This window comes from Microbacterium sp. LMI13-1-1.1, assembly GCF_040815625.1.
Lineage (GTDB): Bacteria > Actinomycetota > Actinomycetes > Actinomycetales > Microbacteriaceae > Microbacterium > Microbacterium forte.
The window spans coordinates 808229-824285 of sequence record NZ_JBFPNL010000005.1; the positions used below are offsets into that span (position 1 = coordinate 808229).

Here is a 16057-nt window from a genome sequence, read left to right on the forward strand (position 1 = left end):
ATCATCCATGCCCTCGATATACTCGTTGATCGGGGGGATCGTCCAGCGCAGCGCGCAGGGCGAATGCAGAGCGCGGTCTCCCATCCGACCGTGAGGAGCATGGGTGGCCACGCGCATGGCATCGACACCGCCGACGCTGGCGGGGTACAGCTATGTGCGCCCGCTGGGCTCCGGTGGGTTCGCCGACGTCTTCCTGTATGAACAGGACATGCCGCGCCGCGTCGCCGCTGTGAAGGTGCTGCTGGCGGATGCGGTGAACCGCGAGGTGCTGCGCACCTTCAACGTCGAGGCCGACATCTCCGCGAGGCTCAGCGCACACCCCTCGATCGTGACGATCTATCAGGCGTCGATCTCTGCCGACGGCCGTCCGTACTTCGCCATGGAGTACTGCCCCGACACCATGAGCGCTCGCTACAAGAAGGCGCCATTGGCGCTCGCGGACGTGCTCGACACCGGGGTGCGTATCGCCGGTGCGCTCGAGACGGTGCACCGGGCGGGGCTCCTGCATCGCGACATCAAGCCGTCGAACGTGCTCATCAACTCCCTCGGGGCTCCCGTGCTCGCCGACTTCGGCATCGCCGCAGCCGTGATCGACGAGGGCGACGGAGAGACGATCGCGATGTCGGTGCCGTGGAGCTCGCCCGAAGTGCTGCAGGAGCGCGTCTCCGGGTCGGTGCCGAGCGAGATCTGGAGCCTCGGCGCCACCCTGTACACGCTGCTCGCCGGAAGGAGCCCGTTCGAGAGGGCGGACCGCGGCTCCAATTCACGCGATCAGCTCACCGATCGGATCATCAAGGCGCGTTACACGGCGGTGCCCGTCGACGGCATCCCCCCGATCATCGACGAGATCTTCGCGACCGCGATGCACCGTGATCCCGCCAAGAGGTTCGCGAGCATGGCCGACTTCGCAGAACGACTCCGCTGGGCGCAGTACGAGCTCGGACTGCACCCGACGGCGTTCGAGGCGGCATCCGCCGAGTGGGCCGCCGCGGCTCCCGTCAGCTTCTCGGACGCCACGGCCCGTGGCCCGGTGATCACGACGGTCGCACCCGACTCGCGACGTGCCGAGCGTGCCGCACGGCAGCAGGCGATGCCGCGCGATCGCGACGACCTGCCCGCAGCGCGTGCGAAGACCCGCTCCCCACTCGTCGCCGGTGTCATCGGCGCGCTGATCGGAGCCGCGGTGCTCGCCGCAGTCGGTCTCGGCGCCCTCCACCTCACCGGGGTTCTGTGATGGCGATCGGCGATCGCGCGCGTGCGGAGGCGAACCCCCGATCACGGGGACGCCTGATCACGGCGATCTCCGGCATCGCCGCTCTGGCGGTGGTGCTCACCCTCGCCATCACCGCGCAGGGCTACCAGTCGCAGGAGGTGCCCCGGCTCGAGTCGTCGGTCTGGGTCATGCGCGACAGCGGTCAGTACGCACGCGTCAACACCGAGCTCGCCGAGATCGACACGGTGCGCAACGTCGACGACCCGGAGGCGGTCTGGCAGAACGGCTCCGCGGCTGTGGTCTATGCGCAGGGCAACAGGCAGCGCTGGGACGTCGACCCTGCGAGCCCCGCCGATCTGCTCTCCGACTCGTCGGAGGAGGGCACGCCGATCGCTTCCGAGCCGACGCCGGCGGGCACGCGGGAGATCCTCTCCGCCGGGGCCTACGTGGCCTATCGCACCGACACCGGTCAGGTGTCGGTGACCACGCTCGACGCCGGCGCGGCCACCGCTCTCGTCGACCCGTTCGCGGGCGTCGAGGTCGAAGAGGGCGAAGATCCTCCGACATACACGGCGGATGCGATCGGATTGTCGCCCGAAGGACTGCTGGTGCTCTATTCCTCGGACGAGGGCGCGATCCGGCGGTTCGACATCGACGAGCACAGCTTCCTCGGCGATCCCGAGTCCGTCTCCGCAGCTCCGGATGCCGCCGAGGGTCTGACCGTCACGGTCGTGGGAGACCGCTGGGCCATGCTCCAGACGGGCACCGGCGAGCTGTGGCTCCAGGGGCGCGACGAGCCGATCGAGCTCGATGTCGCCGAAGATGCGCGCCTGCAGGAGGGCGCCGACTCCGGCGAGGTCGTGGTGATCGCCGACTCCGACGGCCTCGTGTCGGTCGACCTCGCCTCGGGCGAGCCCGAGCGCGTCGCGGAGGCGTCGGGCGTCCCGGCCACTCCGGTCGTCGTGGCAGGCGAGACCTACGCGGCCTGGCTCGACACCGGTGCGGGAACCCTGTGGGCGGATGGCGAGACCGTTCCGCTCCGCGTTCCGGACGAGGCCCTCGACTCCTCGACGATCGAACCGGTGTTCCAGGAGAACGGCGATCGCGCGGTGCTGAGCGAGATCGGCACCGGACTCATCTGGACCGCCCCCGACGGCGTCCTCATCCCGCTCGAGCAGTGGGCGATCGAAGACGATACCGAGCAGCAGGAGGGCACGATCATCGTCGAGGACGTGGCCGAGCAGATGCCGCCCGTCGCCGTCGACGACGCGTTCGGCGTGCGCGCGGGTGAACAGGTGATCCTGCCGGTGCTGCTCAACGACCACGATCCGAACAAGGAGGACGTGCTGTCGATCGACCCCGACTCGGTGTCGGGTGGACTCGGCGATCCCGCGTTCGGCGACCTGACTCTCGTCGCCAACGGGCAGTCGCTCGTCGTCAATGTCACGGCGGGTTCGGGGCAGGCCAGCTTCACCTATGCGGTCACCGACGGTGCCGCCGTGTCGTCGCCGGCGACAGTGACGCTGACCGTCGTCGACGAGGACGCCAACTCCGCGCCCGTGTGGTGCGGGGTCGACGCGTGCCAGCAGGAGTGGCCGACACCGCAGCTTCTTCCCGGTGGCAGCACCGTCGTCTCGGCGCTGTCGGGCTGGGTCGACCCCGAGGGCGACCCGTTCGTGCTCAGCGATGCCTACGAGACCGACTCCTCGTCGCCCGTCATGGTCGTGCCCATGGCAGACGGACGGGTGGCCATTCGCCACACCGACCCCAACGCCGCCGATGCGGTGATCTCGGTCACCGTCGTCGTCGAGGATGTGCACGGTGCGACGGCCGAGAAGACCCTCGATGTCCAGGTCACCGGCAGCCCGGCCCTGGTCGCCTCGCCCGTGGCGCTGACCGCCCGAGTCGGAGAGCTGCAGTCGGTCCGCATCTCCGACCACCTGTCCGGAGGATCCGGCTCGTATCGTCTGGTCGACGCCGTGCAGACCGCCGCGACCGCTCAGGGCCTCGAGGTCAACCCCAACGCGGCGTCGGGCACCGTCGAGATGACGGTGGCCGAATCCGGTCAGTACGTCGTGACCTACACCGCCCAGGATGTCTCGACCCAGGCGGAGCAGTCGGCGGTCATCCGCATCACGGCCGTCGACGGATCCGCAGGCCTCGCGATGGCACCTCTCACCGCGTTCGTGCGCGAAGGCGAAGACACGACCGTCGATGTGCTCCGTGCCGTGCAGAACACCAGTGGGCGAGTGCTCATGCTGGCGGATGCCGTGAGCTCGACGCCGCAGCTCGGCGTGCGTGTGGTCGGCAACGAGAGCATCCGCCTCAACGGCACCACGGAGGACGGCGAGCCCGGGGTGATCGGCAAGGCCACCGTGACGGTCGCCGACGGAACCGGAGCCGCGGTGCAGGGAACGGTCACGGTCTTCCTCACTCCGCCGTCGACCGTCACCCGCCCGATCGTGTTCCCCGATGCGATCACCGTCCGTGCCGGTTCACTCACGCGCATCAACGTCGCAGCGAACGACGTCGCCCCGCGCGGTGAACCCCTGGTCGTGCTCCCCGAGGTGACCGGCTCAGGTGAGTCCGGAGAGCTCGTCTTCGCCGATCGCAATGCGCTGCGATACCTCGCACCCACGACGCCGGGCACCTACCGCCTCACGTATTCGGTGTCGCTCGAGCGCAATCCTGCTCTCTCCGACAACGGCGTCGTGACGGTCACGGTCGTTCCTCCGGGCACGAACCGCGCGCCGACACCCTCGACACTGACGGGTCGGGTCCTCAGCGGTCAGACGGTGTCGCTGCCGGTGCCTGCGACCGGCATGGACAGCGACGGCGACCGCGTGGTCCTCGCGGGCATCGACCAGCCCCAGAAGGGCTATGGCACGGCGACGATCTCGGCCGACGGAGACGCGATCGTCTACCGGGCACCGGCGGCCGGCGTCGACGGCGGTCAGGTGACGTTCCGCTACACGGTGCGCGACCCTCAGGGCGAGCAGGGGACAGGCGTGGTCCGCGTCGGCGTGCTCGACGCCGACATCGACGACGCGGCTCCCGTGACCTTCAGCGACTACGTGCGGGTCGAGGCAGGATCGACCACTCCGATCGTGCTGGACCCGCGTCTGAACGATCTCGACCCGGCGCAGAGCGAGCTCGAGATCACCGAACTCGTGCCCAACGCGCCTCCGGTCAAGGGCAACCCGCTGTACGACCGCCTGAACGCGCTGATCGACTCGGACACGTCGCTCGAAGACGGTCGCGTCGTTCTCCGGGCGGGAGACACGGCAGGCACGAACTCCTACTTCTACACCGTCAAGTCCTCGCGCACGTCGAGCACGTCGCAGGGGCTCATCGTGGTCACCGTGACCGACGGCGCGGTCGCCGATCAGCCGAGCGTCGCCGACACCGTGCTCACCGCGCGCGACCGTGAAGACCTCCCGGAGCGGGGCGTCGACGTCGTGACCGACCGTGTGAGCTGGCCGTCAGGCGATGCCTCCTCGCTCACGCTGAGTCTGTGGGGTGACCAGCCCGGATTCACGGTGCAGGGCGACCGCATCGTGGGCGCGGCGCCGGAAGACGGCGCGCTGGTGCCGTTCCAGCTCAAGGGCAAGGGGTCGGGAGGCAGAGACGTGGTCGCCTACGGGTTCCTGCGCATTCCCGCCTTCGACGACATGCAGGTGCAGCTGAAGCCCGGCACCACCCCCGTCGTGGTCGACGAGGACGCGTCTGTCTCGTTCGATGCGGCCGACTATGTCGACCTGATCGCCTCGGATGCCGTCGAGGTGGGCTCCGGGCAGTTCAGCGCCCAGCGCGCGGCGGCGTCGTGCTCAGCCGAGGGCTCGGGCGAGGTGACCTACCGAGCCGGCCGGGAAGCGCCCTGGTCCGACACCTGCCTCGTTCAGGTGCGGCTGCAGGGGCAGGAGCGCTGGTCGTTCATCGATGTGCCGATCAGCATCCGCCCTGCGGAGCCTCAGCTGCTGCTGTCGTCGATCTCGCACACGATCGCTCCCGGAACCACCGAGACGGTCGACATGTACTCGAACATGGCCGCCTGGGAGGGAGGCCGCGAGGGCGACGCCGGATCGCTCGAGTACCGGATCGTGTATTCGGGATCGGCCTTCATCGTCACGCGCACCGATTCTCAACTGACCATCGAAGCGCGAGCGGACGCCAGACCGGGCAACACCGAGAACGTGAGCGTCACGGTGCCGCAGTACGGTGAGCCGTCGGCATCCGTCCGCCTGGTCGTCGGCGCAGCGCCGCCCGATGCGCCGCGGGGCGCGACCTTCACGACGCAGTGCATCGTCACGAACCCGAGCTGCACGATCGATGTCGTCGACGTCGCGGGGGAGTACGATCCGTTCGCGGGCAAGCCCGGATCCGGGCTCCGACTGATGTCGCTCGGCGGGGGCTCACGGTGCGATGTCGCATCGGTCTCGACCTCGGGGAGCACGTCCATCACTGCGACCTGGCCCGGCGGAGGGCAGGCGCCCGGCGGCCAGTGCATCATCCCGTTCATCGTGTCGGATGCGCAGGGACGCACCGGCACCGGAACCCTCACCCTCGACCTGCAGGGCTTCCCGCAAGCGCCCGCCAGCGTCACGACCGTCGGATTCACCCGCTCGACCGTGGTGCTCGACGTGCCGCTCGGCGAAGCGGGGCGCGCGCACCCCGGCGTCACCGGTGTGACGATCCTGCAGGACGGCTCCCCGGCGAACGCGTCATGCAGCCCGGCGGGAGGCGTCTACCGCTGCACGGTGAACGGGCTCGTCAACGGAGCGCCGCATGTCTTCACCGCAGCGGCCGTCAACGCGGTCGGAACCTCCGCGGCCACGTCACCGCACACCAGCTGGGCGTATGCCGCCCCCGAGGTGTCGAACGCGACGGCTACGCCCGTCTACCGCCCAGGAAATACCGAACGCGGACGCGGCATCGTCGAACTCGCGATCGCCGCGTCGGACGACTCGCTGTCCTTCCGCGTCGAGGAGACCGGCCAGGTCATCAACCGCACCGGCGCGACGACATCGGCCGAGATCGCGCTGTCTCCCGGCCCGCAGAACATCACGATCGTGCCGATCAGCCAGTTCCAACCGCCGACGGGCGACGGCGGCAATGAGGGCGGTGCCTTCCGCACGTCGGTGACGGCTGCGGGAACCGTCTACTTCGACCCCGCGGGCACGCAGGCGACAGCGACCTCCAACACGTCGATCGACGTCTCCGGCGTCGCTGCGCAGCCCAACGGCAGCGCCCTCGGAATCGACGTCGTCTACCTTGCGTGGCGCTCGGGCGATGCGAGCTGCAGCGCCGACGGAAACGGGCGGCTGCAGATCTCGGGTGCAGAGGCACAGTCGTCGTCCCCCACACTCACCGGACTCGCCGAGTACTCCACGTACAACGTCAAGGCCTGTGCCTCGAACGGGTTCGGCGTGGCCGAGTCGAACACCACGCAGGTCTTCACCTTCACGTTCGTCGAGAGCCCGAACGGCAACAGGAGCTACACGGTGGCCACTCAGCCGTCGTTCCAGGACGGCCGCTATTCCTATGGCCTGGAATCGGCACCCGACATCGGAGCGAAGGACGGCTTCGTCCCGCAGTACAACATGTACGGGCAGTGGCGGGAGAACTTCGAGCTGAACTCCGACGCGTCGCCGCTACCGGTCAGCGCGCGCTCGTGCCACTCGGTCCTGACCCAGTTCTGCTCGGATCCCGTGGAGATCACGGCGAGGACCGTGCCGACGACGGTGGTCGTGCAGTTCCAGCAGTGCGCGCCCGCGAACCCGGATGACGCATTCGCCGTCAGCCCCGCGGCGCGCGGTTCGTACGAGCGCACCTTCACGCCGAGGATCGTCGACGGCGTCTCCATGGTCGAGGTGAAGATCACCTGGACGGGAGCCTTCGCTGCGCTCAAGTCGATCACCCATCGCGCCCAGCTGTGTACGCAGCCGGAGCAGCCTGACCCGGTCGAACCGCCCGGGCCCGTTCCGACCGACCCCGCGGGATGAGCTTACCCACATGCTGAGTCCCCATTCCCCACCGCCCTGCACCGCGCAGGTGCCCGAGACGAATACGGTTGCCCTATGCTTGCTCCCTCCGTTGCTCCCGTGACCATCGCTCCCGAACAGGCCTCCTGGTTCGCGGAGACGTTCTCGATCCTCGCCGCCAACGTCGAACAGGCGATCCTCGGCAAGCGGCATGTCATCGAGCTGGCGCTCGCCGCGGCCGTCAGCGGCGGGCATGTGCTGCTCGAGGACTTCCCCGGCACCGGCAAGACGGCCCTCGCCCGAGCCATCGCCCAGACCGTCACGGGCACGAGCACGCGCATCCAATTCACCCCCGACCTGCTTCCGGGCGATGTGACAGGCATCACCGTCTACGACCAGAAGGAAGGGGCGTTCGAGTTCCACGCCGGCCCCGTCTTCGCGAACATCGTGCTCGCAGACGAGATCAACCGTGCGAGCCCGAAGACGCAGTCGGCGCTGCTGGAGGTCATGGAAGAGGGCACGGTCACGGTCGACGGTGTCACGCGTCCTGTTCCTTCGCCCTTCCTCGTCATGGCGACGCAGAACCCGATCGAGCAGGGCGGCACCTACCGCCTGCCTGAGGCGCAGCTCGACCGCTTCATGATCAAGACGTCGATCGGCTACCCCGACGAGGCCGCGACCATGCGCATCCTTCAGGGCGCCGCACAGCCGAAGCATGTGCTCGACGGCATCGTCGGCACCGACGCCATCCTCACGATGGCCGAGATGACACGCGGCGTGTACGTGAATCCGCTGGTGTCCGACTACATCATGCGCATCGTCGATGCGACGCGTCGCGCCTCCGAGGTGCGTCTCGGCGCCAGTGTGCGAGGTGCGATCGCGCTCTCGCGCCTCGTGATGACGTGGGCGGCGAAGAACGGCCGCACGTTCGCCACCCCCGACGACGTCCGAGAGCTCGCGGTCGTGGCACTCGCCCACCGCCTCGTGCTCGAACCGGAGGCCGAATTCGACGGCGTCACCGCGGTCGCCGTGGTGGGGCAGATCCTGCTCGACGTCGAGCCGCCGCGCGAGAACGGCACTGCGTGAGCTTCAGCACCGAGTCCCGTCTGACGCGCACCACGGCGGGCACCAGCACGTCGACGCGTACGTCGACGGTCACGCGATACGACCGCACACGACGAGGGCCCGTCCGCGGCGCCGTCTTCGGTGTCCGTCGTGCCGCTCGCACGACGCGTCGCGCGGCCCGCACGGCTGTCGCGTGGGTGCGCGAGACGGTCACGTCGGCCGGGATGCTGGTCGTCTTGGCGCTCGTGCTCTGCATCGCCGCCGGACTGCTCTTCGGGTGGGTCGAGGCATGGGCGGTGGCGGCGATCGCGCTGGTGCTGCTGATCGCGTGCGTCCCCTTCATCCTGGGGACCCACGACTATCGCATCGAGCTGACGCTCGACCGCGATCGCGTGGTCGCGGGTGCCGAGATCGGCGCGACGCTCGATGTGCGCAACAACAGCGAGCGCCTCTCGCTGCCGGGTATCGTCGACGTCCCCGTGGGGGAGGGGCTGGTCGAAGCACACGTTCCACTGCTGCGCCCCGCCGCCCACCACCGCGAGCAGCTCACGATCGCCGCGCACCGCCGCGGTGTCATCGACGTCGGACCCATGACCATCACCCGGGGCGACCCGATCGGCATCCTCCGACGCGAGCTGCGGTGGCCCGACGTCCAGCGCATCCATGTGCACCCTGTCACGGTTCCTCTGCCCAGCACGAGCGCGGGTCTGATCCGCGATCTCGAGGGCACACCGAGCTCGACGCTGGTCGATGCCGACCTGTCGTTCCATGCGGTGCGCGAATACGTGGTGGGTGACTCGCAGCGGCACGTGCACTGGAAGTCGACCGCGAAGACCGGAAAGCTCATGGTGCGCCAGTACGAGGAGTCGCGTCATGCCCGCATCGCGATCATCCTCGACCTCGACAGCGAGTCGTACGAGAGCGACGACGAGTTCGAGAACACGGTCAGCGCTGCCGCATCCCTCGCGCTGCAGGGCGTGCGCGACGGCCGCGACGTGCTCTTCTCGGTGAGCAACGAGATCCCCGAGCACAGCCGTGCCGAGGTGCTGTCGATCCGCACGCTTCCCACTGTCACGCCCAAGGCGCTGCTCGACGCGACGTCGACCATCGACCCTGCCGACCGCGTGATGCGCCTCGAGGCGGTCGCCGCACTCACCGCGCAGTCCTACCCCGACCTGTCGATCGGGTTCCTGATGACGGGTTCGCGCATGCCGCTCGAGCGACTGCGTCATGCCGCGGTCAAGCTGCCGGCGGCGGTCGAGGCTGTCGCGGTGCGCAGCGAGCTGGGCGAGCAGCCCACGATGCGCACGGCACGCGAGCTCGCGGTGATGACCCTGGGCGCGCTGGGCGATCTTCCGCAGATGCTGGCTCGGGGAGCGCTGCGATGAGCGCGGCAGGCCCCCGGCGCGGGGTCGCAGGGTCGCGACGCTCGTTCGCGCTCTCGGCCCTGACGGTCTGGGCTCTCGGATACGTGCTGGTCGGCGTCGGCCTCGCGACGGCGGCCGCGTGGCCGGTCTACGAAGCCCCGCGCGCTCTGGCGGTCGGCCTGATCGGCGGACTGCTCGGCATGGCCGTCGCCGTGCTGACGCAGGTGCTCCGGTGGGGCATGCTGATCGGTTCTCTCGCGGCGGCCGGCACCTATCTGGTCGTCGCGGTTCCGCTCGCGATCCCGTCGGCACTCTCGTCGATCCCTGCTTTCCTCGGCGGACTCCGAGATGCCGTGCTCGGGGTCGCACTCGGGTGGAAGCAGATGCTGACGCTGAACCCGCCGCTCGGCGAGTATCAGGCGGTGCTGATCCCGTTCCTCGTCGTGATGCTGTTCGGCACATTCATCGCGACCCTGCTCGTGCTCGAGGGCGGTCGTCGCGCCACGGTCGCGGTTCCCGTCGTGACCGCGATGAGCGTCTTCGGCATCGCCTTCGGGGTGAGCGGCACGACGGCTCCCGTCTCTGTGCTGGGCGTGGCGCTTCCGGCGCCGCGGGAATGGCTGATCGGCGTCGCGCTCTTCGTGATCTCTCTCGTCTGGCTGGTCGGTCGCTCCCGGCTGCAGCGTGCGCAGGCGCTGCGCACCGTCGCCGCGGCGAACATCTCGCGTCGGGCGACGCCTGTGTGGCTGACCATCCGGCGTCATCTGCTGTCGGCGGGGCTCGCCGTGGTCGCCCTGGTCGCCGGGTTCGCGGTCGCACCCGCAGCGGCCGGGTGGAGCGACCGCTCGGTTCTGCGCGACGAGGTCGAGCCCATGGTCGTCGTGCAGCAGCAGGCGAGCCCGCTCAGCGCCTACCGCTCGTGGTTCGCCGGCAGCACTCTCGACGACACTGTCGTGCAGATGGAGGGCGACCCCGGCGCGATCGAGCGCCTCAGGCTCGTCACCCTCGACTCGTACGACGGCGAGGACTTCCACATCGCACCCGAGGACCGGTTCAGCAGATTGCCCCGCACGGCGATGCCGGGTGCCGGTCGTATGTCGCTCGAGATCACGATCGGCGACGCGTACCGCGGCATCTGGGTGCCGTCGCCTGCGGGTCTCGCCGAGGCGCCCGACTTCACCGGCGCGCGGGCGGATGCGCTCGCCGACGGCTTCCATGTGAACTCCGGCGGCGACACCGCGATCACCGTGGCAGAGGCGCCGGGCGGCGGAGAAGGGCTCGTCCCCGGTGACCGCTACACCGTGCTCGTGGACGCCCCCGGTGCCCCCGGCGAGGTCGCCGCGCTTCAGGGCTCCGCCTCGAACCTCGACACAGACCTGTATCCCGCGCTCACCGAGTGGGCCGAGATGCAGGAGCAGCCTCGCACGGGAGCCGGATACCTCGAGATCATCGATCGTCTGCGTTCGCGCGGCTACCTCAGCCATGCGCTCATCGACGACGACGCCGCGACGGGGTGGATCGCCTCGCTCGAGGAGTCCGAGGGATACGCGTTCGCGCCGAGCTATGCGGGGCACTCCGCCGCCCGCATCGAGGAGCTGTTCACCGACATGGTCGAGCAGGAGCGAAGGGCGGGGTCTGACGCCGCACCCGAGCTGCTGGTGTCCGCCGTCGGCGACGACGAGCAGTTCTCGGTGGCGGCTGCACTGCTCGCCGAGCACTGGGGTCTCGAGTCCCGAGTCGTGATCGGCGCGCGGCTTGCGGCGGCAGAAGAGGTTCCGGGCATTCCGGCCTGCACCGAGACCTGCACGGGCGCGAACATGAGCGCCTGGGTCGAGGTCAGGGGGCCCGGTGGAGAGTGGATGCCGGTCGACACCACGCCGCAGTACGCGATGCTGCCGAGCTCCATCACCGAGGGCGAGCAGCTGCCGGAGCACCCGACCGTGCCCGAGCAGCCGCGGTCCGAGGCGCTCGACCCGCCTCAGGCGCAGAGCGATTCGAACAACGACGCACCCCCGCTCGAGGCGCCGCAGTCGGAGGTGCTCGCCTTCCTGCTGCCGATCCTCAGGGCCGTGGGACTCAGCCTGCTCGCTCTCGCGCTGCTCGCTCTGCCGTTCCTGGTGCTGTTGTTCGCCAAGAGACAGCGCGCCCGAACCCGCCGCACGGCGGAAGACCCCGAGGTGCGGCTGGCCGGAGCCTGGGAGGAGCTGGTCGACGTGTACGCCGATCACGACGTGGCGATGGACGCCGAGGGCACCCGAACCCAGCGCGCGCTGTCGACCGACCGCGAGGCCGCTGACCGCCTGGCGGTGCTCGTCGATCGCGCGGTCTTCGCCGAGCATCCTCCGACGAACGACGATGCGAGCGCCGCCTGGGCGATCGTGGATGCCGAGCGGGCTGAGCTGGCAGCATCCGGCAAGTGGTGGCACCGCATCGTCAGGCGTGTGCGGCCGACGTCGTTCATCGGACGCATGCGGGCTGCGAGCGGTGGAGGTTACGCCGGAGCCAGGCCCGCTCTCGCTACGCTCGGATTGACCGGGTCGTTCGGCGACCGGAAGAAGGGGAACTCATGATCGCGCCCGTGGATAGCGGCTACGTGACGATGCTCGCCATCGTGGGAGGTCTCGGCGTGCTCGTCGGCCTCGCCGTCTACGTCTGGTACGCCTTGGCGCTGTCGCGTCTGTTCCCGCGCATCGACGGAGAGGGGTGGAAGGGCTGGGTGCCCGTCCTCAACGAGGCTGAGATCCTGGCGCGAGGCGGAGTTCCTGCGTGGTCGGTGGTCTTCTACTTCATCCCGATCGTGCAGCTGTACGGCATCTACCTCAAGGTCGTCGCGACGCACCGCATCAATCGGAGGTTCGGCAGGGGCGCCGGCATGACGGTGCTCGCCATCCTGCTGCCTCCGGTCTGGGCGACCATCCTCGCCTGGGGCACCCCGCCGCACCCGGAGGGCGAACGACTGGCCGCGCTGCAGCCTGGTCCTCGCCGCACCGCGCAGCCCGCTGCCGCGCCTGCCAGGGATGCGTCGGGGTATACGATCCCGTCGCTGGCTCCGCACACTCCGAGTCAGCCGGATGCCCCCGCGCTCGTGTTCCCCGACTACGCCGCGCCGACCCGTGCGAACGCGCCGTCTGACGCGCACGCCGGCGTCGTCGCGCCCGGCGCACCCTCGGATGCCGACGCCGTCGCTCCCTCTGCGTGGGGAGCACCGCCGCAGAGACCGCAGTCGCCGGTCGGGCCCCCGCCGGTTCCCGGGGCTGCGCCTGTTCCCGGGGCTGCGCCTGTTCCCGGGGCGGCGCCTGTTCCCGGGGCTGCGCCCGCTCCCGGAGCGCCTCCCGTTCCCGGAGCACCGCCCGTTCCCGTCGCCGGGCAGCCCCCGGCTGCCGGTGCGCCCGCTGCGTCGTTCGCGCCGCCCCAGCCACCCGCTCTTGCTTACGGGCAGCAGCCTCCGGCTCCTGCCTATGGGCAGCAGCCGCCCGCTCCCGCCCACGGGCAGCAGCCTCCGGCACCGCAGCCTCCTGCGCCTGTGGCAGCACCTGCACCGCAGCCCCCTGCGCCTGCGCCTGCGACTCCTGCCGATCCGCACCCGACGACCGGGATCATGGCGGCAATGGGCGGCGACCCCGGGGCCGCGGGCACGCCGCAGCCCCCTGCGTCTCCGGCACCCGCCCCTGGCGACATCGCGGTGCAGGCGCCTGCGTCTCCGGCACCCGCATCCGCGTCTGCGGCCCCGTTCGGGACGTCGGGAGAGCACGCGCCTTCTTCGCCGCCCGTCGGAGAACCGCAGCGCGCGGTCCGACCCGCGCCGCCGTCGTTCCGCGACGGCGGGCACTCGGCCGAACAACCGCAGATGCCGACGATCCGTCCGGTCCCGTCATCCGCCGCAGATGTCCCTGCCGCCGCAGACGTCCCGGTCGCAGAGGCACCGCCCGCGCCCGCCGCTGATGCGCCTGATGCGCCTGCCGTGCCTGCCCCACAGTCTCAGGGGATGCCGTCGGGTGGGCTCGCGGCGGATGTCGACAAGACGGTCGTCACCCCGCGCCCGACGGACGAGGTCGTCGTCGACGACCTCGACGCGACGGTCGTCGTCGCCCGCAGGCGCGGTGTGCGTCGCTCGCTGGTGCTCGACGACGGACGCAAGTTCTCGTTGTCGGGGGCGAGCGTCGTGATCGGACGCAACCCGATCGGCGAGCCGGGCGAGCAGCGGCTCGCGATCTCCGACACCACCCGCACGCTGTCGAAGACGCACGCTCGCCTCGTCGTGCACGACGACGAGTGGCGCCTCACCGATCTGCACGCCACGAACGGCGTCGTCGTGGTCGAGGAGAACGGCACCGAGACACTGCTCGATCCGGGTGAGAGCGTGACCGGCAACGGCCGATTCATCCTCGGCGAAGTGGGAATGCACGTGATGGCGGAGCGCGACTCGTGACCGTCTCGTCGGTCGTACTGAACGTCGCGTCCTTGACCGACACGGGGCTCAAACGCGCCGCGAACGAGGACTCCTTGCTCGTGGCATCCCCGGTCTTCCTCGTCGCAGACGGCATGGGCGGGCATGAGGCCGGCGACCGAGCGAGCGCTGCGGTGGTCGCTGCGTTCGAGCCTCTTCGCGGGTCGGTGATCGAGGTCGCCGACATCGGCGACGCGCTGAGCCGAGCCTCGGCCGTCGTCGACGACATCTCCGCCGAGCACAAGCGCGGGGCGGGCACCACGGTGACGGGTGTCGCACTCGTCGACCACGAAGGCGCACCGCACTGGCTCGTCTTCAACGTCGGCGACTCTCGCGTCTACCGGCACCACGCCAACGAGCTGACCCAGCTGACGATCGATCATTCGCTGGGGCAGGAGTTGGTGGATGCCGGTGAGCTCCGCGCAGAGGATCTCTCGTCGTTCTCGCAGCGCAACGTCATCACCAGGGCGATCGGGGCGCCGGACAGCACTGCCGACAGCTGGCTGCTGCCGGTGGTCGACGGTGAGCGGCTGCTGCTCTGCTCAGACGGCCTCAGCGGCGAGGTGAGCGACGAAGCGATCCGAGCCACCCTGACCATGAACGGGAGACCCGAGTCGGCCGCTGCGGCTCTCGTGAGCCGGGCGCTCAAGGCGGGTGGTCGCGACAACGTGTCGGTCGTCGTGATCGACGTGGTCTCGGGAGGAGCGCGCACGCGTCCGGACGACAGCACGGCCGGTCGCGAGGCCGCATCCGCCTCTCTCACCGACTCGAGCCTCGAGGGCACGACGATCCCGGTCCGCGCCAGATGACCGACGACGAGTCCGAGGTCGACGAGACCGTCATGCTCACCCGTCGCGATCGGCGCCGGGGCGGGGTGGTCGTCGGTTCGCCAGCAGCGCCGAGCGACTCGGAGGCGGCTGTCGCGGACGGCGCAGCGGAGACCCACGATTCCACCGCGGCCGACGATTCTGAGGCGCCTGGCGATGTCGATGAGGCGACCGTCGTCGTCGACCGCCATCCGATCGCGGTCGACGAACCAGCCGGTGCCATCGGGGAACCAGTGGATCCTCCCGGGGAACCAGTGGATCCTCTCGATGAGGCGACCGTCGTCGTCGACCGGAGCCCGTCGAGGTCCGATTCGAGGTCGGATGTGCCGGACGGTGCTCGCGACTCGGAACGGGAGCAGGAGCTCCCCGATGAAGCGACCGTGCTCGTCTCCCGGACTCCGCGCCGTGTGCGCAGGAAGCGATCGGAACGGCCCGAAGAGGGCGACGCCGTCGTCGATCCCGCCCCCGTCACCGATCCCATCACCGAGCCCGTCACCGATCCGAGTGCCGCAGCCGTCTCGTTCGAGGCGCCGACCGATGCTCCGGAGCCGGCGATCTACCGACCGCGTCCCGCGCCACTGGGCCCTTCCGCGCCGCCCGTGGTGATTGGCGCCGCCGCGCCCACCCGCGCGGTGGACCCGGAGCTGCCTTCGGTCACGAAGCAGGGACTGCGCTGGAGCGTGACCACCCTCCTCGCGTTCGCAGCGGCCTGTGTCGTCTCGGTCGCCGGATTGGTGGCGCTGGGCTTCGTCGTCTTCGCCTGAGCGACGGCGGCGGGGAAGACTCGTGCTTGGCACGATGCATGCCCATGTCGTAGGGTCGCAGTGAGTCTTTGAGGGGGGATCTCGAATGTCAGAGCGGATCATGGTCACGCAGGCCGGCATGGACCAGCTGATCGACCAGCTGCGGGATGCGGTTCAGCACTTCACCCAGCTTCTCGAGGCTCTCGATCAAGAGGTCTCCACGCTGCGCGGTCGATGGACCGGTGAGGCCTCCGACGCCTACGACCGCGCCCAGCGCGAATGGACGGCCAAGCTGACGGCGCTCAACGAACTGCTCGCCGAGCACCGGCACACGACCGTGCGCGCCCAGGAGATCTTCCAAGACGCGAGGCGCAAGAACGAGGCCCTCTGGTCCTGAGGCCCTCGGCTTCCCGC

General features: G+C 69.9%; 9 protein-coding genes. All 9 read left to right on the forward strand.

The annotated features are described in order from the left end of the window. The first annotated feature begins 103 nt into the window (after window positions 1–103). Complete coding sequence (locus tag MRBLMI13_RS10780) at window positions 104–1234, forward strand: serine/threonine-protein kinase (RefSeq protein ID WP_228385641.1); 1131 nt, start codon at window positions 104–106, stop codon at window positions 1232–1234. Next, entirely contained in the window at window positions 1234–7215 is a 5982-nt protein-coding gene (locus MRBLMI13_RS10785) for an Ig-like domain-containing protein (RefSeq protein ID WP_367822430.1), read from the forward strand. The genes MRBLMI13_RS10780 and MRBLMI13_RS10785 overlap by 1 nt, the downstream gene beginning before the upstream one ends. A 99-nt stretch (window positions 7216–7314) precedes the next feature. Beyond that, window positions 7315–8280, forward strand: coding sequence for an AAA family ATPase (locus tag MRBLMI13_RS10790; protein ID WP_414685966.1), 966 nt, complete (start codon window positions 7315–7317; stop codon window positions 8278–8280). Further along, a complete protein-coding gene (locus tag MRBLMI13_RS10795; RefSeq protein ID WP_367822434.1) occupies window positions 8277–9647 on the forward strand; it encodes a DUF58 domain-containing protein in 1371 nt (456 codons plus the stop codon). The genes MRBLMI13_RS10790 and MRBLMI13_RS10795 overlap by 4 nt, the downstream gene beginning before the upstream one ends. After that, the gene (locus tag MRBLMI13_RS10800; protein WP_367822436.1) at window positions 9644–12196 is read left to right on the forward strand and encodes a transglutaminase domain-containing protein; all 2553 of its coding nucleotides are present in this window, start codon (window positions 9644–9646) and stop codon (window positions 12194–12196) included. The genes MRBLMI13_RS10795 and MRBLMI13_RS10800 overlap by 4 nt, the downstream gene beginning before the upstream one ends. Further along, entirely contained in the window at window positions 12193–14055 is a 1863-nt protein-coding gene (locus MRBLMI13_RS10805) for a DUF5684 domain-containing protein (RefSeq protein WP_367822438.1), read from the forward strand. The genes MRBLMI13_RS10800 and MRBLMI13_RS10805 overlap by 4 nt, the downstream gene beginning before the upstream one ends. Further along, on the forward strand, window positions 14052–14882 hold the full coding sequence (locus MRBLMI13_RS10810; protein ID WP_367822440.1) for a PP2C family protein-serine/threonine phosphatase: 831 nt from the start codon (window positions 14052–14054) through the stop codon (window positions 14880–14882). Before MRBLMI13_RS10805 ends, MRBLMI13_RS10810 begins: the two co-directional genes overlap by 4 nt. Continuing rightward, the gene (locus tag MRBLMI13_RS10815; RefSeq protein ID WP_367822442.1) at window positions 14879–15664 is read left to right on the forward strand and encodes a hypothetical protein; all 786 of its coding nucleotides are present in this window, start codon (window positions 14879–14881) and stop codon (window positions 15662–15664) included. Before MRBLMI13_RS10810 ends, MRBLMI13_RS10815 begins: the two co-directional genes overlap by 4 nt. A gap of 85 nt (window positions 15665–15749) precedes the next feature. Next, the gene (locus tag MRBLMI13_RS10820) at window positions 15750–16040 is read left to right on the forward strand and encodes a WXG100 family type VII secretion target (protein ID WP_367822444.1); all 291 of its coding nucleotides are present in this window, start codon (window positions 15750–15752) and stop codon (window positions 16038–16040) included. Window positions 16041–16057: the final 17 nt, after the last annotated feature.

What these genes read in the sequence shown, in the direction of transcription:
- MRBLMI13_RS10815 (WP_367822442.1), top strand. Translation starts at nt 14,879, where the DNA reads ATGACCGACGACGAGTCCGAGGTCGACGAGACCGTCATGCTCACCCGT.
- MRBLMI13_RS10820 (WP_367822444.1), top strand. Translation starts at nt 15,750, where the DNA reads ATGTCAGAGCGGATCATGGTCACGCAGGCCGGCATGGACCAGCTGATC.
- MRBLMI13_RS10785 (WP_367822430.1), top strand. Translation starts at nt 1,234, where the DNA reads ATGGCGATCGGCGATCGCGCGCGTGCGGAGGCGAACCCCCGATCACGG.
- MRBLMI13_RS10800 (WP_367822436.1), top strand. Translation starts at nt 9,644, where the DNA reads ATGAGCGCGGCAGGCCCCCGGCGCGGGGTCGCAGGGTCGCGACGCTCG.
- MRBLMI13_RS10805 (WP_367822438.1), top strand. Translation starts at nt 12,193, where the DNA reads ATGATCGCGCCCGTGGATAGCGGCTACGTGACGATGCTCGCCATCGTG.